This is a genomic window from Ferrovibrio sp., from assembly GCF_002796975.1.
Lineage (GTDB): Bacteria > Pseudomonadota > Alphaproteobacteria > Ferrovibrionales > Ferrovibrionaceae > Ferrovibrio.
In genome coordinates, this window is the sequence record NZ_PEKV01000005.1 from 508,152 (window position 1) to 530,351 (window position 22,200).

Annotated in this window: 21 protein-coding genes; 13 read left to right on the plus strand and 8 right to left on the minus strand. The window is 60.6% G+C overall.

The window, feature by feature from the left end; translation table 11 throughout:
- Window positions 1-9 precede the first annotated feature (9 nt).
- Window positions 10-831 carry a GntR family transcriptional regulator gene (locus CTR53_RS07365; RefSeq protein WP_290810661.1) on the minus strand — a complete coding sequence of 274 codons (822 nt, stop codon included), beginning with the start codon at window positions 829-831 and terminating at the stop codon, window positions 10-12.
- Between the two features lie 329 nt (window positions 832-1,160).
- Here CTR53_RS07365 and CTR53_RS07370 point away from each other — a divergent pair, with 329 nt between their 5' ends.
- Both CTR53_RS07370 and CTR53_RS21225 read left to right on the plus strand, forming a co-directional pair.
- Entirely contained in the window at window positions 1,161-2,141 is a 981-nt protein-coding gene (locus CTR53_RS07370; protein WP_290810664.1) for a tripartite tricarboxylate transporter substrate binding protein, read from the plus strand.
- A gap of 100 nt (window positions 2,142-2,241) precedes the next feature.
- Complete coding sequence (locus CTR53_RS21225) at window positions 2,242-2,520, plus strand: LysR family transcriptional regulator (RefSeq protein ID WP_367158944.1); 279 nt, start codon at window positions 2,242-2,244, stop codon at window positions 2,518-2,520.
- 291 nt (window positions 2,521-2,811) lie between these two features.
- Here CTR53_RS21225 and CTR53_RS07375 read toward each other — a convergent pair whose 3' ends face one another.
- From CTR53_RS07375 to CTR53_RS07385, 3 genes are read right to left on the minus strand one after another with little or no spacing between them, the layout of a single operon-like run.
- Complete coding sequence (locus CTR53_RS07375) at window positions 2,812-3,720, minus strand: plasmid partitioning protein RepB C-terminal domain-containing protein (RefSeq protein WP_290810668.1); 909 nt, start codon at window positions 3,718-3,720, stop codon at window positions 2,812-2,814.
- A complete protein-coding gene (locus CTR53_RS07380) occupies window positions 3,713-4,600 on the minus strand; it encodes a plasmid partitioning protein RepB C-terminal domain-containing protein (protein ID WP_290810671.1) in 888 nt (295 codons plus the stop codon). The genes CTR53_RS07375 and CTR53_RS07380 overlap by 8 nt, the downstream gene beginning before the upstream one ends.
- Complete coding sequence (locus CTR53_RS07385) at window positions 4,600-6,174, minus strand: recombinase family protein (RefSeq protein WP_290810674.1); 1,575 nt, start codon at window positions 6,172-6,174, stop codon at window positions 4,600-4,602. Before CTR53_RS07385 ends, CTR53_RS07380 begins: the two co-directional genes overlap by 1 nt.
- 24 nt (window positions 6,175-6,198) lie before the next feature.
- Between CTR53_RS07385 and CTR53_RS07390 the strand changes: the two genes are divergently transcribed.
- Window positions 6,199-6,630, plus strand: coding sequence for a hypothetical protein (locus CTR53_RS07390; RefSeq protein WP_290810677.1), 432 nt, complete (start codon window positions 6,199-6,201; stop codon window positions 6,628-6,630).
- Between the two features lie 8 nt (window positions 6,631-6,638).
- Here the strand turns inward: CTR53_RS07390 and CTR53_RS07395 are convergent, their stop codons facing one another.
- Window positions 6,639-7,286, minus strand: coding sequence for a hypothetical protein (locus CTR53_RS07395; RefSeq protein WP_290810680.1), 648 nt, complete (start codon window positions 7,284-7,286; stop codon window positions 6,639-6,641).
- A gap of 2 nt (window positions 7,287-7,288) precedes the next feature.
- Window positions 7,289-8,584 (minus strand): tyrosine-type recombinase/integrase, encoded by a 1,296-nt coding sequence (locus tag CTR53_RS07400; protein WP_290810683.1) that lies wholly within the window; start codon window positions 8,582-8,584, stop codon window positions 7,289-7,291.
- A 716-nt stretch (window positions 8,585-9,300) separates the two neighbouring features.
- Between CTR53_RS07400 and CTR53_RS07405 the strand changes: the two genes are divergently transcribed.
- The 8 genes from CTR53_RS07405 (at window position 9,301) to CTR53_RS07440 (ending at window position 18,592) form a co-directional block, all read left to right on the plus strand.
- Window positions 9,301-10,032 carry a FadR/GntR family transcriptional regulator gene (locus CTR53_RS07405; RefSeq protein ID WP_290810686.1) on the plus strand — a complete coding sequence of 244 codons (732 nt, stop codon included), beginning with the start codon at window positions 9,301-9,303 and terminating at the stop codon, window positions 10,030-10,032.
- 97 nt (window positions 10,033-10,129) lie between these two features.
- Window positions 10,130-11,266 carry a sugar ABC transporter substrate-binding protein gene (locus tag CTR53_RS07410; protein ID WP_290810689.1) on the plus strand — a complete coding sequence of 379 codons (1,137 nt, stop codon included), beginning with the start codon at window positions 10,130-10,132 and terminating at the stop codon, window positions 11,264-11,266.
- Between the two features lie 112 nt (window positions 11,267-11,378).
- On the plus strand, window positions 11,379-12,902 hold the full coding sequence (locus CTR53_RS07415) for a sugar ABC transporter ATP-binding protein (protein ID WP_290810692.1): 1,524 nt from the start codon (window positions 11,379-11,381) through the stop codon (window positions 12,900-12,902).
- Window positions 12,902-13,948: an ABC transporter permease gene (locus CTR53_RS07420; RefSeq protein WP_290810695.1), complete on the plus strand. Its 1,047-nt coding sequence runs from the start codon at window positions 12,902-12,904 to the stop codon at window positions 13,946-13,948. Before CTR53_RS07415 ends, CTR53_RS07420 begins: the two co-directional genes overlap by 1 nt.
- A 4-nt stretch (window positions 13,949-13,952) precedes the next feature.
- Window positions 13,953-14,903, plus strand: a complete 951-nt coding sequence (locus tag CTR53_RS07425) for an ABC transporter permease (RefSeq protein WP_290810698.1) — start codon at window positions 13,953-13,955, stop codon at window positions 14,901-14,903.
- Between the two features lie 43 nt (window positions 14,904-14,946).
- Window positions 14,947-15,855, plus strand: coding sequence for an SMP-30/gluconolactonase/LRE family protein (locus CTR53_RS07430; protein ID WP_290810701.1), 909 nt, complete (start codon window positions 14,947-14,949; stop codon window positions 15,853-15,855).
- 587 nt (window positions 15,856-16,442) lie between these two features.
- A complete protein-coding gene (locus tag CTR53_RS07435; RefSeq protein ID WP_290810704.1) occupies window positions 16,443-17,519 on the plus strand; it encodes a glycosyltransferase in 1,077 nt (358 codons plus the stop codon).
- Window positions 17,516-18,592 (plus strand): glycosyltransferase, encoded by a 1,077-nt coding sequence (locus CTR53_RS07440; RefSeq protein ID WP_290810707.1) that lies wholly within the window; start codon window positions 17,516-17,518, stop codon window positions 18,590-18,592. The genes CTR53_RS07435 and CTR53_RS07440 overlap by 4 nt, the downstream gene beginning before the upstream one ends.
- Here CTR53_RS07440 and CTR53_RS07445 read toward each other — a convergent pair.
- Both CTR53_RS07445 and CTR53_RS07450 read right to left on the minus strand, forming a co-directional pair.
- Entirely contained in the window at window positions 18,589-19,536 is a 948-nt protein-coding gene (locus tag CTR53_RS07445) for a GNAT family N-acetyltransferase (protein ID WP_290810709.1), read from the minus strand. The genes CTR53_RS07440 and CTR53_RS07445 overlap by 4 nt on opposite strands.
- Entirely contained in the window at window positions 19,533-20,312 is a 780-nt protein-coding gene (locus tag CTR53_RS07450) for a hypothetical protein (protein ID WP_290810712.1), read from the minus strand. Before CTR53_RS07450 ends, CTR53_RS07445 begins: the two co-directional genes overlap by 4 nt.
- 72 nt (window positions 20,313-20,384) lie before the next feature.
- Here CTR53_RS07450 and CTR53_RS07455 point away from each other — a divergent pair, with 72 nt between their 5' ends.
- The gene (locus CTR53_RS07455; RefSeq protein ID WP_290810714.1) at window positions 20,385-21,515 is read left to right on the plus strand and encodes a DegT/DnrJ/EryC1/StrS aminotransferase family protein; all 1,131 of its coding nucleotides are present in this window, start codon (window positions 20,385-20,387) and stop codon (window positions 21,513-21,515) included.
- 4 nt (window positions 21,516-21,519) lie between these two features.
- Complete coding sequence (locus tag CTR53_RS07460) at window positions 21,520-22,197, plus strand: acetyltransferase (RefSeq protein ID WP_290810717.1); 678 nt, start codon at window positions 21,520-21,522, stop codon at window positions 22,195-22,197.
- The last annotated feature ends 3 nt before the right edge of the window (window positions 22,198-22,200 follow it).

The following is a 22,200-nucleotide window of genomic DNA, read 5'->3' on the forward strand; positions in this document are numbered from 1 at the left end:
GATACAAGACTAGCGGGCGGTGTCCGTTTTGCTGCGGGAACTCTTCGGTGCCGGTTTGGCACGAGTGGGTGCCGGCGACGCGGCGCCAGACGTGGGAACGGGTTTCGCGCCTTTCTTAGTGGCGAGATCGACATGCACGGTGTGCAGGCGCAGCAGGCTCGCTTCCATTTCCTTCACGGCCGCTTCGACATCGCGAGCAACAAATGCCTTCATGAACAGCCGCCTCGAACGCACCGTCGTGCTGGCAGGATCCGGACCGATGTTTCTGGCGAAATACGCAGCCATATCCGTCAGCGACTTCATCAGGATCGTCAATGTCGGATTCTTGGTGGCTGCGGCCAGCAGGTTGTGGAATTCTATATTCTTGAAAGTCTTTTCAACCATTCGGCCTTCATCGAACAGCCTTTCGACTTCCTCAATATTCCGTTCAAGCGCCTCGATGTCGTCTTCGGTGTGGCGCACGCAGGCTGCCCTGACGACCACGGAGCCAATCCAGATGCGGGCCTCGATGACGCTCGCATATGAAACGCCGCCCATGCGCAGCAGATCGGTCATTTGCTCTGCGACGACGCGCGATGGACGGCTGGCCACGAAGGCGCCACCCCATTTGCCCCTGCGCATTTCGATCAGCCCGATCGTTTCGAGTGACCGCAGAGCCTCACGCAGAACGTTGCGACCCACGCCAAGGTGTTCCGCGAACTCGCGTTCAGGTGGCAGCTTCTCGCCTGGCTTCAAACGCCCGTCGACCACCATTTCGCGGATATTTGCAGCTATGTCTTCATATGCGCGCCGGCCTTTGACCGGAATGAAGCTGCTGAGATTTTTGTCCATGCCGCATGATATGCGACTTTAAATATACCTAGCAATAGGTAGGACCAATGAAGGGCGAACGACGGTTCTCACGGATGGCGATCGGTCTTGCCGCAACGAGGGGCGTTGGTTGAGGTATCGTGGAGAAGCAGTCGGCGGATAATCGGGTGATCTGATCCGAGGCCTGACGACGCGCCTGCATAGTAATTTTAAAGGACCTACCACTATAGGTGATATGCGCATGCTAAAATCTTTAGAATCTTAAAAATAGCGATTATTACGGCAATAGACATCGGATTGTGACGAGGCTATGTTTCTTTTTAATGGTAGTACCAAAAAGGGAGGAAGCAATGCGGATTGATAGATATCTGCCTGTTCTGGCGGTTCTTGCGGCTTTTGTCATTGGTGCTGTAGCGCCGGCGAAGGCCAATGATGCATTTGGCTCGAAACCCATTCAACTGATCGTTGGCTTCACGCCGGGCGGTGGGTCCGATACCGCGGCAAGAGTGATTGCGCCGATCCTCGCCAAGGAACTCCGCGCCACCGTCATTGTCGACAACAAGCCGGGCGCAGCCGGCATTATCGCATCCGATTTCGTGGCAAAGGCGAAGCCGGATGGACACACGCTGTTGGTCGCATCGCCCGGCGCTTTTACAATTGCTCCATACCTGAACAAGCTGCCGTACGATCCTGTGAAAGACTTCACGCCGGTTTCCCAGCTGACCTTCTACCCGAATATCATGGTGGCTGGCGCTGAGACGGGCATCACGAGCGTGTCTGAACTGATCGCCAAGACCAAGGCGGCACCGGGGAAATACAATTTTGCCTCGACGGGCGTGGGCGCGACGCCGCATCTCGCATTTGCGTATTTCAGCATGCTAACGGGGATCGACCTCAATCACGTCCCCTATAAGGGAAATCCGCAAGCGGTGGCTGACGTTCTGGGTGGCCGTGTTGAATTCTACGTAGCTGATCCTGCCGCGGTTCTGCCACATATTCAGACCGGTAAACTGCGCGCGCTCGCGCTTTCGACCAAAGATAAGTCCCGTCTGTTCCCAGATATTCCTTCGATGACAGAAGCTGGCGTGCCGAAGTTCGATGTGCCGTTCTGGCACGGTCTGATGGCTCCTAAAGGGCTGCCCGATGACATCGTGAAGAAGCTGCTGGCTGCGTTAAGCGTCATTGGCGCCGATCGCGAAGTGAATGCTGCGATTGAGAAGGCGGGAATGGAACTGAGACTCAGCAATCCAAAGGATTTCGCGCAGATGATGGATGGCGAGCGAGCACGTTGGAAATACGTGATCGAGACTAACAATATTAAAGCCGAATAGTCTTTAAGAATGAGTGTTATTGGCCTGTCTAAATCGGCAGGCCAATAACACTTTCAGTACCGTTGATTTAATCGAAGCAGCAAATTCCCATCCGATTAAAATGAATATCACACAGCTTGAGACATTGGTTTGGCTGAGCCGACTGAGAAGCTTTAGGAAAGTAGCTCAGCAACTCGGCACGTCGCAGCCAGCGATATCGATGCGCATTCGCCAGCTTGAGCGCGAGCTTGGGGTCACTCTATTTCGACGTAGCCCAACCCGAACTCAACTGACAGAGAACGGCCGTCAATTGCTGGAATATGCTGTGGCAATAACTGATCTCGCGTCGCAGCTCGTGCAAAAGGCGGCCAAAACATCTGGCCATATGACGCACCCATAATTTTTCGATTGGTGCGGCGAAAAGCTAATTCACGGTCAGTAGAATTGGCTACTAGCTACTGGTCGGGAGTAAAATGCCTAGTGAGTAGATTTTACGAACTTAGGCTCGGCGAGTAGGTTATGCCGGGCGTAGACGGCCTCTAAAAAGAGGCAAGATGGGCTCCGCACGGGTTCGCCGCCATCCCCATCCCCGCGCTCGATCCGCCTCACAGTGCGGCGTCTCCCGCGGTCCCCGCGCTTCTGGGTCCGGGTCCCCATATAGAAAAGCAGGCTAGCTCGAAGACGGCCTGGATCACGCACTGGTCGGGCCGGTTGCCTCGAGATCGGTAATCTTCTGAAATTCTGCCAAGATCTCTTGGTGCCACTGGGCCAGGTAACGAACCACCTTGGCGTTGCTCAGCAAGCGCCCGAGGTAGCCCTTGATCAACACCAGGTCGAGGTGGTCTGTGCCGTAGCTTTGCTCAGCGATCTTGAGTTCGCGGTCGAGATTGCCCGCTTCACGCTCCATAAGCGCAATCTGCTCGCCACTAAGACCCTTCGTAGATCGTGGCTTGCGGCCAGCGACCAGATTTGCAGCTGGGGTTGCCGCCACCAACGACCGTACATAGCCGATGGTAAATTTATTCATCGCAATCATGATCTCGGCGGCTTCGATCTGCCGCATCGGCACCATCTTCTTGAGCTCCCAGAAGGCATTCAGGGCGATATGTTTGTCTTTGAGCAATTCGGCGGCTTCTGGGCAAATGCCGTCCAGTAGCCTTCGTTTTCTCTTAATGCTGCCGACATCGACATTGAGGGCGCGCGCAATACGCTCTTCTGATGCGCCCCGCTCCAGCGCCTTCAAGATCATGCGATGCTCTTGGATGATCGCGAGGCGGTTGACGCGTTTGTTGTAGGTAAAGGCTTCGTCGTCGGTCGAAACGAGGCAGATCACGCTTGTTTCGCCCATGGCTTGCAGGACGTCGAGGCGTAGGTGGCCGTCCAGCAGAATGTATTTTGCCGTGTCACGCGGGTCATGGGCGACGATCGGGGGTTCTACCAGGCCGACTTCCTGAATGGATGCCACGATCTGGGCATACTTTGCGCTAGTGCGTATTTGGTCTGTCACGGGGTGCAGCGCCCGGATATCCGCGATGCTGATACGCACTCCGGTTGCCTCGAAGCCCATCGCGATCGCCTGGCGATATGCGGATTCAGGCATTCCAAAGGCCCTTTCCGCCGAGTAAGCGATCGGCCAGGTTCTTCGGAAGGGTGTCGAGGCCCTCGGCCCGCAGCAGAGTGACAAAGTTCTCGTCCGCGAAAAGTTTGCGAATCGCCTCGGTCATAAAGACTAAGCGGTCGCGGGTGGCCTCGGCCTTACGTACGAGTAGGCGCTTTTTTTCGGCGTCATCACGGTATGCACGTAGCAGGGCATCCGAAGTGACCAGGCCTGTACGATGGTAGCTGCCGCGCAACCCCTTGCCCCGCCGGCGTCGGCTTTCGATCAAGCGTTTGGCCATTAATAGCCGGCGACCGCGCAGCTGGCGGCTCTCATAGGCCTTTTGCAGAATATCTTGAACGCCGGCATCATCTGTATCGGCGATGGAAACCGCTACGCTTACCGGTATCAAGCCAGTTTCTACAGAGCGCAAAAGCCTGGTTTCACCATTTTCCAATAGTTTAAGGACGCCCTTCGCGTATTCGAGGGTTAGGCCGGTCTTGGTGGCGATTTCGTATTCACTGTAGCCACGCTGTTTCAGGCCTGAGATGTCGCGCAGCAGGTCGATGGCGCGATGCTGCCGCCGTGCGAGGTTTTCAACCAAGCTCATAACTAGTGAATCTTCTTCGCCCGCCTCTACAATCAGGGCAGGGATCTCAACCTGACCAAGCGCTTGATAGGCCTCTAATCGTCCCTGGCCACAGACCAGGTCATACCGGTCACCGTTGTCGCGGCGAATAACGGTGACGGGGCGCTTGAGGCCGAGTTGAGCGATGTTGTCGGTGATTTCTCGGAAGACCTTGCGATTGCGCACCCGGGGGTTGACCACGGTGATGCGATCGATTGGCACCATCTCAACCTGCGGCACTTGGTCGGGCTGCATCAGGCCATCTCCATAAGCTGCGACCGCATGGCCATGACATAGAGGTGGTCCAATGTGTCAAACCGGTAGGCATCAAACGAGAGGCCATTGTCTTGGGCAAGCCGAAGCCTAGGTGGCGACACATCAATGCGCGGCAGCAGGTAATAGTCGATCGGCTGGCGGTTTAATTCGTCCATGCGAACAGCCACGGTAATATCGGGCGAGAGGCTAGTGTCGAACCGAATATGCCAGCGCAATGCGCCGCCCCAGGTTTCGCGACAGCGCGATATGACAATCGATGCTGTGAACTCGCGGTTGACGCTGAGAAGGTCGGTATCGGGGTCTCGCTGAATCTCACCACCAACCCGGGCGATTTCACGGCTCGTGTCATCGACCACCTGGTGGTGCATTTGCCGTAGTATCTTGTTGATTTCGACGTAATCGTAGTCGCGATCGGGCCGAAATCCGACCATGTGATAGGCGCGTAAGAGGCTGCCGAACCTGGTGCGATAGGCGCTACTTGAAGGCAAGCGCTCAGATTCATCGATGATCAGGCCAGACAGGTAGCCGCGGTCATCGAACGTAGCGCGGAGAAGCTGCAGCATTTCGTCGTTTGACAGACGGTCTGATCTGCTCGCGATGCGATCTTGAGCAGCTGCGAAAAGCTCAGGCGCGACCAGTGGCTCAAATGCGCCATCGGCACGCACCCACATGGCTGGTACGTTCTGAATTCTGCGCCCCTTGAGCTTGCACGAGACCCGGTTCCAAACATTGTTCCCGGCATACTTCTCGTTAATAAGTACCTGATGCACGGTGCCTCGGTTCCATGGGCGGTCAAGATCAGTGCGCAGACCCCTTAAGTTGAGTGCTGCCGCGATGTCGCGCTCTGAGCGGCCCTCTTGGACGAAGGCGTGGTACATCCAACGGACGGTTTCGACTTCTTCTTCTGGGCCTGGCACCAAGATGATGCGGTCTGTTTGGATGCTTTTGTGCTCGCCCCGCGTCAGCACGCCTTTTTGCTCACCCCCCTGGTCGATCAACATGCGCCTCAGGCCGTATCCTGGCGGCCCGCCTTGGCGATACCCGAGCTCGATGAGATGGCATTGACCCGTAAAAACCTTGACTGAGAGCTCTCTGCTGTATTCGCCGGCCATTGCCCGCTTTACGCCCTTAACGATCGTCGATACTGGGCTTCCGTCATTCTCGAACTGCTCGGCACAGTACAGGACCCTGATGCCTGCCCGGCGGCAGATATATTCGTAGTAGGCGCTTTCATCCGCATCTTGGAAGCGACCCCACCGACTGACGTCGTAGACAAGAATTGCTGAGAAATCCGCCAAGTGCTCTTGGACATCAGAGATGAGCTTCTGAAGAGAAGCGCGACCATCTAGGCTTAATCCGCTCTTGCCTTCATCAGCGTAGGTTCTGACAATGCGGTAGCCCTTGCCGTCAGCGTATTTCTGTATGATCTCGGCTTGGTTTTGAGTTGAATATTTTTGATGTTCGGTAGACATTCTTACGTACTGAGCGGCCCGCGTGAGGGTCGCTAGCGTGCCTCGATTGTCTAAGCCAACATCTACTGTCTCAGTGAGCATGGCGGGCATTCCTGGCGGAAAACCATGACCGTGATGGCGTTATTGAAGAGGGGCTTTGAAGCACTCCCTCTCAGGCCATCAATTGACCGCATGTTAGTCCTGAGGTGCGGAATGTGGTTGCAAAAGACGGGCAATGTCTTTCCCACCAAAGCGAGCCCTGTATCTGCGGCTCTCTATGCCAGCGCCATTTCTCAAGCACTTCGGCATGAGCTTGGTGAAACACCGAATGCCGTAAAGATTGTTGCGCGATGGACTGGGGCCAGTGAGCGTACCGTAAAGAATTGGTTCTCTGCTCGCTGCGGTCCTAGTGGCGAGCATCTAATCGCTTTAGCTCAGCATTCTTCCGATGTGTTGGAAGTATTTCTTTTGTTATCTGGGCATGAACGTCGTGTGAGCTCGGCAAAATTGGACTTAATAAAGACCCGGCTCAGTGAGATTCTCAAGTTACTCGAATGAAGAGGCCTTCAATTCTTAAAGGAGCCCCAGAGTTCAGTGTTGGAGGCCGATAAATCAAACAGACGTTCGTTCCTGGTCGGGTCAAGTTGGTTCGCTTGGCTGAGAGCCCATTCACGCCATGCCGCAAATTCAACGGGCTGTAGCTTAGGCCTATCGCTTTCTGCGACGCGGCTTACAAAATCTCTTATCTCGCATGCTGTACGATGGTCGCGGGCCTGTTGAACCAAGCGATCAACTCGTATTGCGTCCTTCTTCTGGTCGATTTCGACCGTGCGCTGCTCTTCTGTCATACGATCGAGGGGGTACGGCTCGTTCAGCTGCGTTTCGACATGATGCTTTTCGTTGGTTTGATGAACCTGCGTGGTCAGCGAGAGCAGTTGGTTGAGTAGCCGCGGCGCTGGTGGACGAATGGTCACGCGTTCAGGTGTTGCCGCAGTCGGCGCAGGCAGCGGCGACTTTGCTGCTGTTTGACCGGCCTGGACGCGCGCCCAGTATCCCCGTTCAGGTACGGGCACTTCGGCTTTTGCGCATATCTTAGCAATCCCTCGATCTGACATGCCAAACTTTTCAGCCAGCTTGCTAATTGGCGAGGCCCACACCAGCTCATAAAGCTCTTGTCGCGTCATATGCACGATAGCGACCTGAGGCACCTTCATCTCTAAGCTGCCTTTTGAATTTGATGATATTCTGCGTCAGCTTCATCAGCGCCGGCCTGCAGAAGGTCTGCGATATGCTGCGAGACTTTTGTTGCTGCGGCGACCAAGCTGGAATCCAGGTGGTGAATATAGCGGCTGGTGATGGTGCCAAGCCGATGTCCAAGCATCGAGGCGATTGTAGCTTCAGTGAAGCCAAGCTCATTGGCCATCGTCGCGAATGAATGCCTCAGCGTATGCAAAGTCACATTGAAGCGGCCCTCTTCATCGCGGTCATCGAGTTTGGCGGTGTCACGCACAAGGTTCATGATCTTGGGCGTGCCGTCATAATGCGGTCCGCGATCACCAGGCAAGATGGCATCTGTATTGTTGTATCGCGGCAAGGTCTGTAACAGACCAAGTACGACTTGGCCCAAGGGGCGAATGCTTTTGCCGGTCTTGGTCGCCGGCAGGCGTAAGCAGCTACGCGGGAAATCGATATAGGACCAGTGAAGGGTCTGGATTTCGTTCTTGCGGCAGCCGGTGAGGGCGAGAAGCCGAATAACGGTTAGGCCCTTTTGATTGGCGCCGCTGATCTCAGCAAAGCGCAGGGCTTTGCCTAGGGCCCGGTATTCCTCAGGGGTCAAATACCGATCGCGCACCCGGTCGCGCCGCCGCTCGACGCCGTGCGCTGGGTTGTCGGCTCTCAGGCCGTTGCGGACCCCATATTGCAAGATAGCCCCGAGCAGCCCGACGGTACGCGTAGCAGTGCCCCAGCCGCCGTCAACAATGGCCTTACCGCGCTTTTTGGTGACAACCACCGCCTTGGTCTTGCCGGCGACGATGTCGTTCATAAAACGACGGACATCGACCTTGGTGAGGTCTTTGACCTTCTTGCGACCCAGCAGGGGCTTGATATGGCGCTCTGCCCTGCCGACGTCTGTAGCGAGGGTGGAGGGGCGTTTCGGCACCCCGGCGCGGGTCAATATCCGGCCAGCCAGAGCGTCTTTAAAATACATGTCACAAAGCTCGCCGACCGTCTGGGCGGCTTTCTCGTCGCGCTTGGCTTGCGCGGGGTCGCCACCCTGCGCAATGGTCCCTAAAAGCTTCAGGGCTTCGTTACGGGCCATTTCGGCGGTGAACGGGGATCCGTGCTTCCCAATGGTCAGCCATTGCTGCTGCCCCTTCACGATGCTTTTCAGAAAATAGACGGTTTTAGACTTCTGGCAGCGGGCTCCAAGCCCGACCACTTCGGTGTCGAAAATGGTCTCGCCTGGACGTAGTGCGTCGACTGCTCGTTTGGTGATTCGAACTTTTGACACCTGCTGTCCTTCCAATGGGTTAGCTGGTTTTGTAGCTACAGCGTAGCTACATCCAGAACGAGAAACCCATAGAATGACGCAGAAGTTGGATCAACAAAAATGTTGGAAAACCGGGTAAAATAGTAACTCGTAGTAATAGAAAGAAATGGTTAACGACCACTCCGAAGGCAGAGGCCACAAGTTCGAATCTTGTCGGGTGCACCATTTTTTCAAATACTTACTGATTTCTGAATGGGCAGAGAGCGCTGTAGCTGCAGCCTGGCTGCCGACGGATCATGCCTTTTTCAGATGCTGTGAGCTGGCGTTAAACCGAATCCTCACAGGTGGCTGGAGTGATTCGATGATCACGGAGCCGGTTCGGAGAGCGGTGCCGCAAATCCGCAAATCCTTTGCTGCGTCCAATGGGGCAAAAGCCCCCCTGTCCGCTGCGGGCGTCCCGCGGGATTCCCGGCCGCCGGACAAACCGCCGGTTTGTATTTGGTCCTACAAATAACGGATGTCTCTTGGCCGGGTCAATTCACGCCTAGCGGGTCGGAAAATCTGAGGCTGGCGTAATATATCATTGTTTCAGGCATGTTAAGCCATTTTCCGGATTGCGCGAGCGGGATGGAAGCGACGGAGTTGACAGGCAGTCCGGGGATCACTAGGGATTCTGGTCCAACAAATAGAGCGGGCGGTATCTGGCTGACCCGATACTCTGACCGAAGACAGAAGCCGTGGTGAAATCAAAGACGCGCATACCGGCACAGAAAACCAGAGCGATTGGTGGATCGGCGGTCGATGCGATCGTCGAGCAGATCCGTGCCCTCATCGCCAATGCCGGGTTGAAAGTTGGCGACAACCTGCCGACGGAACGTGAACTCTGCATTCAGTTCAATGCCAGCCGGAATACGGTGCGCGAAGCTATGCGCATCGTGAAGGCCTATGGCCTGGTGGATGTGCGGCCCAAGGTTGGTGCGACGATCACCGACAACCGCCTGTCGCGCGCGTTCGAACTGTTTTCCTTCAACACCATGGAGGTCTCGCGCAAGACCTTCAGCGATGTGCAGGCCTTCCGCGACCTTCTCGAAGTCGGTTCGGCGGACCGGCTGCTCGACCGGCTGACCGACCGGGATGTCGAGGATCTCTACGGGATCAACAACCGGCTGGCCGAAATCAGCGACATCCAGGAAGCCTCCGAGGTGGACTACGATTTCCACACCCGGCTGATCTCGATCCTCGGCAACGACGCGATCATGGATGTCTACAAGGTGATAAAGCCGGTCGTCCTGCGGATCATGCAGAAAGGCAAGACCCGCCGGTCATACAAGACCGAAACCTATTCCGAGCATGCCGGGGTGATCGACGCGCTGGCCGCGCGGGACCGCCTGGCATTCCAGTATCGCCTGCGGAGCCACCTGATGATCGGCTTCAGGAATTTCAGTGAAGAGATGGAGGCGACGGTCTGACGGAGACGTGAACATCAAGGCAGATCCGAAATAACGGAGACGTGGACCGCAGTCCGAAGAATTCCGAACGGATGCTTTAACAGAGGGAGGAACCACCATGAAATCAGTTCTCAAATTCTCGGCCGTCGTGATGGCGGCGGCGCTGTCGGCGCAACTGGCCTATGCCGGCCCCAAGGTTGTTTCGGGCCCCGGCGCCGATCCGGCCTGTTTCAAGCCCTGGTCCAACAGCACCAAATACTTCCAGTGGGCGGCCCGTCCGGGCCCGTATCGCATCGCCGTGGTCAACGGCTTTGTCGGCAACACCTGGCGTATCCAGATGATCAAGACGGCCAAGGCTTTCGCCGAGGATCCGTCGATGAAGGGCAAGATCAAAGAGTTCAAGGTCGTTTCGACCGGAACCGACGCACCGGCGCAGCTGGGCGCCATCGAGGATTTCATCAACCAGGGCTATGACGCCATTGTCACCATCGCGGTGTCGCCGGATGGTTTCGACCGCGTCATCCGCCTGGCCGACCGAAATAACGTGGTGCTGGTGCCGTTCGACAATGTGCTCGACACCGACAAGGTCATGCAGGTGAACGAAGACCAGCTGGCCATGGGCAAGACCTGGGCCGAATTTCTGCTCAAGGAACTGAAGGCGGCGGGCAAGACCTCGGGCAAGATCCTGGAAGTGCGCGGCCTGCCCGGCAATTCGGTCGACCGCGACCGTTCGGTCGGCATCCACAAGGCGCTCGAGGCATCGGGCGGCAAGTGGGAGGTTGTCCAGGTCGTTGGAAACTGGGATGACGGCACCGCGCAGAAGGTGACGGCCGATGCCATCGCCGTGCACAGCAAGTTCGATGCGATCGCGGCGCAGGGCGGCACCACTGGCGTGGTCCGGGCGATGCTGGATGCCAAGCACCCGATGGTTCCGATTGCCGGCGAGTCCGAGAACGGCTTCCGCAAGCTCGTCGCCAAACATGCGGGCGAGGGCCTGAAGGGCATCTCGATCGGCCAGTCGCCCGGCCTGGTCGCGATCGCCATGAAGGCGGCCGTCACCGCGCTGGAAGGCAAGGCCATGCCGCAGCTCATCTCGGTGCCGCTGCCGGTGGCCGACTACACGCAGTTGAAGGACGGCGTGAACTTCTGGACCAGCCTTCCGGACAACTTCTTCACGGTCAACGAGTTTCCGCCCTGCGGCGTGAACGTCTCCGGCCCCGCGATCATGTCGAAGACCGAAGCGGACGTGAAATAACTGCCATCCCGGATCGAACAGGGCCCCGGCGTTAACATCCGGGGCCCTGTCTTCTCAGGAATTGTCCTCTCCTATGCAAGGGCGACCGGCCTTGGCCGGATGCAGCACAGGCATGACCGACGCCATCATCGAATATCGCGGCATATCGAAACATTTTTCGGGCATCCGGGCGCTGGAGAACGTCGATTTCGCCTGCTCGGCCGGATCCATCCACGGCATCCTCGGGGAAAACGGGGCAGGCAAGTCGACTCTGATCAAGATCATGTCCGGCGTGCTGCAACCCGATGCCGGGGAAATTCGTCTTGAAGGCAGACCGGTTGCCTTCGCATCGCCGCGGGCCGCCGGCGATGCGGGTATCATCTGCATGTTCCAGGAGCTCTCGCTGATCCCCGACCTGACGGTCGCCGACAACCTGTCTATTTCAGATCCGCCGCGCCGACTGGGCCTGATCGACAGACGCGCCCAGAAGGCGCGCGCGGAGAAACTGCTTGCCAGGGTGCGCTGCGAAGATGTCGATCCGAATGCCCTGGTGCGCGAACTGTCGCTGTCGCGCCGCCAGATGATCGAGATCGCCAAGGCGCTCGGCCGCGATCCGAAGGTGCTGATCCTGGATGAGGCCACATCGGCGCTCACCGCCCGCGACGTGCAGACGGTCTACGACCTTCTCGCCGATCTGAAATCCAAAGGCGTGGCCAGCCTGTTCATCTCGCATCGCATGCACGAGGTCGATGCCCTCTGCGATACCCTGTCGGTCTTCCGCAACGGCCGGCATATCGAGACCTTCGCCAAGGGCGCCAAAAACGGCCGCGAGATCGTGAAACTGATGATCGGGCGCGATGTCGAGGCGCAGTTCCCGCCCCGGCCGCCGGCCCGGCCGGAAGCGCGGGAGGACCGGCCGCTGCTGCAAGTGAGCGGCCTGACATGGGAAGACCGGCTGAATGGCATCGACCTGTCCGTCCGGCGCGGCGAGATCGTCGGTCTCGGCGGCCTCGACGGGCAGGGGCAGAAGGAGCTGCTGCTCGCGCTGTTCGGCGTGCTGGAGCAGGTCGGGGGCGAGATCGCGATTGCTGGGCAATCTGGCGGCCCGGCCTCGCCGGCGGCCGCGAAATCGGGGCGCACCCGCATGGCCCTGGTCCCGGAAGACCGCAAGACCGAAGGCCTGATGCTGGGCATGTCGATTGCCGATAACCTTCTGGCCGCCTGCCAGGCCCGGATATCGCGCGGCCCCTTCATCGATCCGCAGCGCGCCCGCCAGGCCGTGGCAGATGGCATCGCCAAGCTGCAGATCAAGGTCGGCTCTCCCCAGGATGCCGTGATGACGCTTTCGGGCGGCAACCAGCAGAAGGTGGTGATCGCCAAATGGCTGATGATCGACCCGGACATCATCCTGCTGAACGATCCGACCCGCGGCATCGATGTGGGTACCAAGCAGGAAATCTACCGGCTGATGCGCGACCTGGCCGATGCGGGCAAGGCCATCCTCTTCTATTCCTCGGATTACGCGGAACTGATCGGCTGCTGCGACCGCGTCGCGGTGCTGTATGGCGGACGGGTGGTCAGCGAACAATCCGGCGACGGCATCACCGAGGAAAGCCTGGTCGCCGCCTCGCTCAACATCGACCCACGGGCCGCCTGATGTCGGGGAAGTTTTTGACGCGCTGGCTGCAGCAGAATCTGGGTTTCGCCGCCGCCATCCTGCTGCTGGTCGTGCTGTATCTGGTCTACAACATCCTGCATCCGCGCGGCTTCTCCTCGGCCGTGGCGATCCAGAATTCAAACGAGGCCGTCGCCATCGTCTTCGTCGCCATGGCGCAGACCCTGCCCGTGCTGCTGGGTGGCCTCGACCTTTCGGTCGGCGCGGTGATGACACTGACCAACTGCATCGCCTCCGAGCTGCTGCACGGTTCTCCGGCGCAGATCCTGCTGGGCATGATCGTGACGCTGCTGTCCGGCACGGCCTTCGGGCTGATGAACGGCTGCATCGTGGTCTATGGCCGGATCCAGCCGATCATCGCCACGCTCGCGACCGGGGCGATCGCCATCGGCCTTGCCCTGCTGGTGCGGCCGAAGCCGGGCGGCGACGTCGACGAGGATCTGAGCTGGGCGCTGACCAATGCGGTGGCCGATTTCGCCGAAACCTATGGCATCGCCGATGACGGCCAGGCTTGGTGGCTGTCGCCCTTCGCCGATATCCCGGTGCCCGTCATCCTGGTCGTGATCGTGGCGGCCTTGGTCTGGATTCCGTTCCGCCGTTCGGTCACCGGGCGCACCGTCTATGCCATCGGCTCGGCCGAGGGCTCGGCCTATATGTCTGGCCTGCCGATCAACAGGGCCAAGATCGCCGCCTTCACGCTGGGCGGCTTACTCGCGGCCTGCGGCGGGCTCTATCTCGCCATCCAGACCTCCTCGGGCAATGCAGACATCCAGCAGGCCGGCGCCTATACCCTGAACTCCATCGCGGCGGTGGTGCTGGGCGGCACATCGCTGCTGGGGGGCAGCGGCGGCGCCATCGGCAGCCTGGTCGGCGCGCTGATCCTGCGGGTGATCTCGTTCTATTTCCGCATCCTCGACATCGATCCGCTGCTGCAGCCGCTGATCGAGGGCGTGGTACTGCTCACCGCCGTGTCGTTCGGCGCGTTCCGCACCCTTCGGGTGAAGAACAAACTCGATCTGTTCAGGTGACACCATGCAGAGGCTTGTCTCGGCCGAAAACAAACCGATCGCCATCGCCCTGGCCTTCATCCTGGTGATCCTGCTGATCGGCACCGGCTATACCCTGTCCACCACCGGCACCGCGCCCCTGCTGTCGCCGAACTACCTGCTGCAGCAGCTGCAGATCGGCGCTTTCTTAGGCATCTGCGCGGCAGGCATCATGATGGTGATCCTGCTCGGCCATATCGACCTGTCGATCCCCTGGACCCTGACGGCCGCCGCCATGACCGCCACTGCCATCGGCGGCGACCTGGCCGTGCCCACGGCACTGGCCGTCGGCGTGGCGGTCGGCCTGGTGAACGGCATCGGGGTGGCCTGGCTGCGCATCCCGTCGATGATCTTCACGCTCGGCGTCGATACCGTGCTGCGCGGCCTGATGGTGGCGCAGACCGGCGGTTTCGCACCGCAGGATACCGCCACGCCGCTGATGGTGTTCCTCGCCAAGGAACGCCTGCTGGGCATTCCTGCGGCGATCTTCGTCTGGGCCGCCGTGTCGCTGGCCATCGTCGTGATCCTGACCCGCACCGGCTTCGGCCGCGCGATCTATGCCACCGGCTCGCGCGAGGCCGCGGCCTATCTCTCGGGTATCCGCACGCGCTGGGTGATCGTTGGCGCCTTCGTGGTGTCGGGCGTCTGCGCCGCCATCGCCGGCATCCTGCTGGCCGGCTATTCCGCCAAGGCCTACCAGGGCATGGGCAATGTCTACCTGCTGCCGGCGATTGCCGCCGTGGTGCTGGGCGGCACGCATATCCTCGGCGGGCGCGGGCGTTATGTTGGCACGCTGATCGGCGTGATTCTGATCGTGTTGCTCAATTCGGTTTTGTCTATCATGCAGATGCCGGAGGCGGGCCGCCAGATCATCTATGGCGGAGTGATCATCGCCATGCTGCTGGTCTATGGCCGGAACCAGCGCGTGCTGTCGTGAAGCATCAATGTCGTAAGGCATCAATGCCGTAAAGGATCGAGCCATGGCGGGAGAGCATTACGATATCCGCGACGAACGTTTCCGCAGCCTGATCCATGGCAATGCGCAGATCGACACACTGTGGAGCGGCGGCCGCTGGGCCGAGGGGCCGGCCTATTTCGCCGCCGGGCGTTACCTGGTCTGGTCGGATATCCCGAACGACCGCCTGCTGCGCTGGGACGAGGCGAGCGGCGCGGTCGCCGTCTTCGAGCAGCCCTGCCGCAACCAGAACGGCCACACCGTCGACCAGCTGGGGCGCATGATTGCCTGCGAGCATCGTGGCCGCTGCGTCAGCCGCTACGAGATCGACGGCAGCCGCACCATCCTGGCCGACAGCTATGCCGGAAAGCGCCTGAACTCGCCCAACGACGTGGTGGTGAAATCCGACGGCTCGATCTGGTTCACCGATCCGTCCTACGGCATCGACAGCGATTACGAGGGCGATGCCGCGCCGATGGAGCAGGATGGCCGGCATGTCTACTGCATCGATCCGGCCTCGGGCGCCATCACCCGCGTGGTCGACGACATGAAACAGCCCAACGGCCTGGCTTTTTCGCCCGATGAATCGATGCTGTTCGTGGCCGATACCGGCCGCACGCATTTCCCCGACTGCCAGCCGAAAATCCGCCGCTATCCGCTTAGGGCCGACGGCCGCAGCCTGTGCCAAGGCGAGGATTTCATCGTCTGCGACACCGGCCTGTTCGACGGCTTCCGCCTCGACAGCGAAGGCAACATCTGGGCCTCGGCCGGCGACGGCGTGCATTGCTACGCGCCGGACAGCACGCTGCTGGGCAAAATCCTGCTGGATGAAGTGGTGGCCAACCTGTGTTTCGGCGGCCCGAAGCGCAACCGGCTGTTCATCTGCGCCACCACGACGCTGCGCGCCATCTATGTAAGAGCGCGCGGGGCGTGAGGTGCTGTATGGCTGTGCGGGCGGGTATCAGATTGTAGGTCGCGCGAAGCGGGCATGGACTGCGTCTTGGCGTAGCCGCTGCGGGTTAGGATATTTCCAGCCAGGGCCTCTTTGTAATATTGGTCGCAGAGGTCGGCGACCGTCGAAGCCAGCCGCTCTTCTCTTCGGGCTTGCGGCGGGGACGCCGTGCGCCAAAGTCCTTAACTGCGATATCGAATAAGCTTTGACCGACAGCAACGCTTCACCGCCTGCTTGGTGATTTTCCCTTTGGCGCGCGAACTTGGCCCTTGCCTATGAATCCGTAGCTACAGCGGGAGAGAGAATTCAAGCAGAGGGGAGGGAAGGCGATAGAACGGAAATCCCGGAAATAGGGGAATAACAGTAGCCTGGAGTGGTTCGTAGAAATCGGTCTTTCATGCTCCGAAGGCAGAGGCCACAAGTTCGAATCTTGTCGGGTGCACCATTTTCTCTGGAATTTCCGCCCATTACCGCAGCCGTGACCGCTGCCTTTCGCGACCGGTGCCTCGTCGTGCCGGGCGTTGCGGCTATACTCGTTAACCACCGAATCGAGGTTCAGCCGGTCCCCCATGCGCGTCGTCTATGCGGTCAACACCACGCCCCATGCCCCGCCGGACCAGATGACCCGACTGGCCAGCACGCGCTATCGCGGCTTCATCCCCGCCGGGCAGCTCCAGCATGACGGCCACCGCGCCGGGGTGGTTGCGGTGATGGAACTGTTCCGGCCGGATTTCGACACCCGGATCGACCTGCTGGTGCTGCATCAGCCCAAGCACGACATCCTGATGCTGGCCAATGTGATCAAGGTGCTGTTCGACCGGCTCGAGGCGATCCGTCGCCAGGGCGGCCGGATCGTGGTGGATGTCTCGGATTTCAAACTCTCGGCCCAGGTGCTGGAGGCGATGGCGAAGGCCTTCGGGCCCGACCGGGCGCAGACCTATCGCAACATCCTGGAGGCGATATTTGCCAGCTGCGACGCCGTCACTGCGCCGACCGCGGCGCTGGCCCAGCAGATGCGCGAGACGCTCGGCGATGCCAAACCGGTCTTTGTGATCGAGGATGTGGTGGAGGTGGCGTCGCAGCCGGCGAAATTCGCGCCGGCACAGGCGCTGAACCTGCTGTGGTTCGGTTTCCTCTCGGCGCATGTCGCCGCCGTGCGCCAACTGGTGCAGGACGACTTGCCGAAACTCCGCCAGCGCTATCCGGTCGTGCTGAAGCTTGTTTGCGAGCAGTTGCCGACCCCCGACAGCCAGAAGATCTTCGGTGCCGCCGAACCGGCCAGCTTCGGTGTCGACTGCAAACAATGGTCGGTGCCGGTGCTGGAGGCCGCACTGGCGGATTGCGATCTGGTGGTGCTGCCCTTCGATGCCGATGCTGTCTCGTCCAGGGGCAAGAGCAACAATCGCGCATTGCAGGCGCTCGCCGCCGGGCGTTATGTAGTGGCGCATCCGATCGAGAGCTACCGCATGCTCGGCGATGTCATCGGGCTGGATGCTTCGATCGCCCAGGCCGTCGAGACGGCGGTGCGCGATCCGGCCGCCACGCTGGCGCGACTGCAGGCCGGGCAGGCTTTCGTGCAGGCGCGCTACAGCCCGGCCGCCAATGCGGCGCGCTGGCTCGCTGTGCTCGGCGAGTTGAAGAGATGAACGCACCCGTCACCATTCTGGCGCTCTCCGCCAGCGTCTCGCCGACCTTGGCGATCCACCTGTTGCGTCCGCTGCAGGGCCTGCCGGGCATCAATATCCAGATGCTGACGCAGGAGGCGCTGGCACAGATCGTCAAGAACGCGCCGCCCGGCGTCGACGGCCTGTCGCTCGCTGCCATGATCCTCAACCAGGTGCGGCCGGCGCTGGTGTTTTCCAGCCGCTACAATGGCGCGATGGCCGAGGACTTCCTCGCCGCCAGCCGCAGGATGGGTCTGCCTTTCGTGTTCCATCTCGACGACAACCTGATGGAAGTCTCGGCCGACCAGGGTGCCGAGAAGGTCGCCTATTACAGTCACCCGAAGCGTCTGCAGGCGTTGCGGGCGCAGATGGAGCAGGCCAGCGTCGCCTATTTCAGCACCGAGGCTTTGCGCGACCGCATGCTGGAACTGGGGATCGAGGTGGCAAAGCCGCATGTCGGGCCGATCTGTGCTGCCGTCGACCTGCTGCCGCTCGGGCCGGTGTCTGCATCGCTGACATTCGGTTATGCGGCGAGCGGCGGACATAACGAGGATCTGAAACTGGCGTTGCCCGGCATTGTCGCGGCGCTGGAGCAGCATCCGCAGGCGCGGTTCGAGCTGATCGGGTCGCTGGAACATATGCCGCCAGAACTAGTGCGCTTCGGTGAGCGCGTGAAGCATGAACGCCGTTTCATCGCCTATGACGATTACCTGCGCGACCTGCAGCGCCGCAACTGGGTGCTCGGCCTGACGCCGCTCTGCGACAACCCCTTCACCCGCATGAAGACCTATACCAAATGGGTGGAATACACCGCGGCCGGACTGCCGGTGATTGCCTCCGACCATCCGATTTATCGCGACTGCTGCGCCGATGGTGCGGCTTTGCTCGTGAAAGACGCCGACTGGGCGAGTGCGCTGCCCGGCCTGCTGGGCGATGTGTCGGCGCGGCAGGCGATGGTGGCAAAGGCACGCGCGCGCGTCGGGCAGGAGTATTCGGTGGCGCGGCTGCGCGCGCAGCTGCTGGAGGTATTCAGACTGGCGGGGCTGACGCTTTAGGGCAGCAGGATCTCGTAATGGTCCAGCGTGACCGTGCGGGCGCCGAAACCTTCCTTGTAGTCGATCAGGCCGTGATTGAGCAGGCGGCCGTCACCCTCGTTGGAAATGCCGAAGTCGAACCAGCGGTCGCGGTATTCCTCCAGCAGCATGAAGAACAGCAGGTCGAGCGCATTGGCCTCGCGCCCGGCCGGATTGCTGGCGGTATACTGCACATGGGCGCAGCGTGGCGTCAGATACATCACCGCACCGCCGACCACGACATCATTCTGCGTCACGCAGTATAGCTTGATAGCGTCAGGGAAGCGGCCGTGCAGCAGGCGGATCTCCCCGACGCTGTGCACCGGTTTCAGATTGTGCCGCTCGGTCAGATTCTGCGCCAGGATGGCCCAGAAGTCGTCCCAGCGGTCGCTGGGGCCGACTGTCAGTCCGGCTTTGGCGGCAGCTTTCATGCCGCGCTTGCGTCGGGTCTGCGCGGGCGCGGGGAATTGCGGATCGATCGCGGTGGTAAGGTCGCGGCGTTTCAGTACAGCCTTGTGGATGAAGAGGGCGAAGAGATCCTCGTCGGAAGGCTGGCGATGGTAGAAGCGCGGGATGGTCTTGTAATACAGCCCGCGCAGGCCCTCGCTTTTGATATGCGCCAGCAGGGCGTCGAACAGGCCGAGCATCTTCAGCGGCGTCATGGCGGCATCGCTGACCACGCCGCCATAGGTCAGGCCGCCATGGCTGACCAGCAGGCCGTCGCGGCGATGCGCCGGGATCACGGCCAGCAGCGCGCCATCTGTATCGAAGGCGAGCAGCGAATGATCGTCGAAGCGCGCGCGGTGATAATCCATGTAGTTGCGGTCCAGCAGAAACGTGCCGTTCTTGCTGGCGGCGACGAAGCGGTTCCAGCTTTCGGCATCGCTGTCGCTGTAGCGGCGCAGCATGACGGGCGGATGGGTCACGGCCGGCGGATCAGGATGTCTTCGCGGCGGCTCGCCTGCGGCAGTTCCGGCGCCTGCGGCAGCACGAAGGCGTCGAAGCCGGCCAGCCGCATGCGCTGCAGGATGGCAAAGACCACCGCATCGTCGATCTGGCCGGGTTCGGCGCGGTTGAAGTCCACAACGGGATCGCTGTGCGGATCGACATGGCGGCGATGGTGGGCGCGGCCGGCCGCACTGGCCAGGAAACGCTTGCGCAGGCTGGCATTGGGCAGGTCGCCGATCAGCAGCGTGCCGCCCGGATTGAGCAGGCCGGCCGCCAGGTCGACGAAGGACCACAGGTTGGCTTCGGCGAAGACATACTGCGCCACGCTGTAGACCAGGATGGCGTCGTATCCGGCCGAAGCCTTCTGCACGGCAGGCAGCGTGGCGGGGAAGGCACCGGCGATTTTGGTGATCGCGGCATGGTCGGGCAGCAGGCCGAGCATCTCGGCGGAATCGACCAGCGTGAGACGATGCTGCTGGCGGATGCAATGTTCGATCAGTGCCATCGGCAGGCTGGAACTACCCGGGCCGATATCGAGCACCTGTTGGCCGCGGTCGCAGAGCGGCGGCATCTTGCTCAGGATGTCGTTCAGGATGGTGCCGCCGCGGCCCTCGCGATAGAGATCGGGGAAACCGGATTTCTCATGCGGGCTGAGTCTGGGATCGGCAGCGCGACGACGAAAGTCTTCGAAGCCCGCGACGGTATAGGCCGCGGGGTCGATGCCGGTTCCCGGGATGCCGTCACGCTGGGTCATGCGCGGAAAACTAGGTGTGATTTATTAACAATCGGTGATCTACTTTGGGCGCAAATGCCGGATCGCCGCCCCATGAACGTGCCGTTCTTCGATATCGGACCGACTCACGCCGCCATCGCAGCCGAGCTGGATGCCGCCTGGCGCGCAACGCTGGACGGTCGCCAGTTCATCCTCGGCGAGCGCGTGTCCGCTTTCGAATCTGAATTCGCCACCTACTGCGCGACGGGCCACGGCATCGGCGTTGCCAACGGCCTCGATGCGCTGACCCTGATCCTGGAGGGCTTAGGTGTCAGCGCCGGCGACGAGGTGATTGTGCCAGCGCATACCTTCATCGCCACCTGGCTCGGTGTCACCCGCACCGGTGCGAAGCCTGTTCCGGTGGATTGTATTGCCAGCACCGGCAATATCGACCCGGAGCTGGTGCCGGCGGCGATCACCGCGCGCACGAAGGCGCTGATCGCCGTGCATCTCTACGGCATGCCGGCCGAGATGGCGCCACTGCAGGCACTGGCGGCCAGGCATAACTTCCATCTGATTGAAGACGCCGCGCAGGCACATGGCGCCAGTTATCGCGGCGGCAAGGTTGGCAGCCTCGGTACGGCGGCCGGCTTCAGCTTCTATCCGACCAAGAATCTCGGTGCGCTGGGCGACGGCGGTGCGGTGGTCGCCCATGATGCCGCGCTGGCCAGGCGCATCCGGCTGATCCGCAATTACGGCTCGGAAAAGAAATACGAACACCAGATCGTCGGCTGCAATTCGCGGCTGGATGAATTGCAGGCCGCCATCCTGTCGGTGAAGCTGCGCCGTCTGGATGAATGGAATGCCGATCGCCGCCGCATCGCTGCGCGATATATGAACGGGCTGTTCGGCCTGCCGGGACTGGAACTGCCGGGCGTGACGGAAGGCGCGGAGCCGGTCTGGCATCTGTTTTCGGTGCGCCATGCCGCGCGCGATGCGCTGGCAGATGCGCTCAACGCCGCCAGTGTACAGACCATGGTGCATTATCCGGTGCCGCCGCATCTGCAGCCGGCCTATGCGGCGCTGGGCTACCGCACCGGCCAGTTCCCGCTGGCAGAAACTATCGCGGGCACGACGCTGAGCTTGCCGATCTGGCCCGGCCTGGGCGATGCACAGATCGACCATGTCTGCACCATGATCGGCCAGGCGCTGGCACAGCCGCTCAAACGTGAGGCGAGGGGCTGAGGTCGTGGCACAGAAACGCAAACTGGTTCTGGTCGGCGACAGCGCTTTTGCCGAGATCGCCTGCGAGTATTTCGGCGCCGGCGATGAGTATGAGGTGGTCGCCTTCGCTGTCGAACAGGCCTATCTGAAGCGCGACAGCCTGCTGGGCCGGCCGGTTGTCGCCTTCGAAAATCTGGCGACACTCTATCCGCCGGCCGAGCATGATATCCATGTCGCCGTGGTCTACACGCAGCTGAACCGTCTGCGTGCCCGGCTGCTGGCAGCAGCCAGAGCGATGGGCTACCGCCCGGCCAGCTACATCAGCCCGCAGGCCTTTGTCTGGAAAAACGCCAGGCTGGGCGAGCATTGCTTCATCTTCGAGAACAACGTGGTGCAGCCGTTTGCGACCATCGGCGACAATGTGGTGCTGTGGAGCGGCAACCATATCGGTCATCACTCCGTGATCGGGGACAATGTCTTCGTCTCCTCGCATGTGGTGATCTCGGGTTACTGCAACATCGGCAGCGGCAGTTTCCTCGGCGTGAATGCTGCGCTGGCCAACAACATCACGCTGGGCCGGGACAACTGGGTCGGGCCGGGCTGCGTGATCTCGAAGGATACCGAAGCGGGCCAACTGTTCCGCCCGGCCGAAGCGGAGGTCGCCAGGCTGATGACCTGGCGTTTCTTCAAGGTACCGGAGTAGCGC

Coding starts and splice junctions, on each gene's coding strand:
- CTR53_RS07390 (WP_290810677.1), top strand. CDS start 6,199: ATGACCGTGATGGCGTTATTGAAGAGGGGCTTTGAAGCACTCCCTCTC.
- CTR53_RS07410 (WP_290810689.1), top strand. CDS start 10,130: ATGAAATCAGTTCTCAAATTCTCGGCCGTCGTGATGGCGGCGGCGCTG.
- CTR53_RS07365 (WP_290810661.1), bottom strand. CDS start 831: ATGGACAAAAATCTCAGCAGCTTCATTCCGGTCAAAGGCCGGCGCGCA.
- CTR53_RS07440 (WP_290810707.1), top strand. CDS start 17,516: ATGAACGCACCCGTCACCATTCTGGCGCTCTCCGCCAGCGTCTCGCCG.
- CTR53_RS07380 (WP_290810671.1), bottom strand. CDS start 4,600: ATGCAGCCCGACCAAGTGCCGCAGGTTGAGATGGTGCCAATCGATCGC.
- CTR53_RS07415 (WP_290810692.1), top strand. CDS start 11,379: ATGACCGACGCCATCATCGAATATCGCGGCATATCGAAACATTTTTCG.
- CTR53_RS07385 (WP_290810674.1), bottom strand. CDS start 6,174: ATGCTCACTGAGACAGTAGATGTTGGCTTAGACAATCGAGGCACGCTA.
- CTR53_RS07455 (WP_290810714.1), top strand. CDS start 20,385: ATGAACGTGCCGTTCTTCGATATCGGACCGACTCACGCCGCCATCGCA.
- CTR53_RS07450 (WP_290810712.1), bottom strand. CDS start 20,312: ATGACCCAGCGTGACGGCATCCCGGGAACCGGCATCGACCCCGCGGCC.
- CTR53_RS07375 (WP_290810668.1), bottom strand. CDS start 3,720: ATGCCTGAATCCGCATATCGCCAGGCGATCGCGATGGGCTTCGAGGCA.
- CTR53_RS07370 (WP_290810664.1), top strand. CDS start 1,161: ATGCGGATTGATAGATATCTGCCTGTTCTGGCGGTTCTTGCGGCTTTT.
- CTR53_RS07420 (WP_290810695.1), top strand. CDS start 12,902: ATGTCGGGGAAGTTTTTGACGCGCTGGCTGCAGCAGAATCTGGGTTTC.
- CTR53_RS07425 (WP_290810698.1), top strand. CDS start 13,953: ATGCAGAGGCTTGTCTCGGCCGAAAACAAACCGATCGCCATCGCCCTG.
- CTR53_RS07395 (WP_290810680.1), bottom strand. CDS start 7,286: ATGAAGGTGCCTCAGGTCGCTATCGTGCATATGACGCGACAAGAGCTT.
- CTR53_RS07435 (WP_290810704.1), top strand. CDS start 16,443: ATGCGCGTCGTCTATGCGGTCAACACCACGCCCCATGCCCCGCCGGAC.
- CTR53_RS21225 (WP_367158944.1), top strand. CDS start 2,242: ATGAATATCACACAGCTTGAGACATTGGTTTGGCTGAGCCGACTGAGA.
- CTR53_RS07430 (WP_290810701.1), top strand. CDS start 14,947: ATGGCGGGAGAGCATTACGATATCCGCGACGAACGTTTCCGCAGCCTG.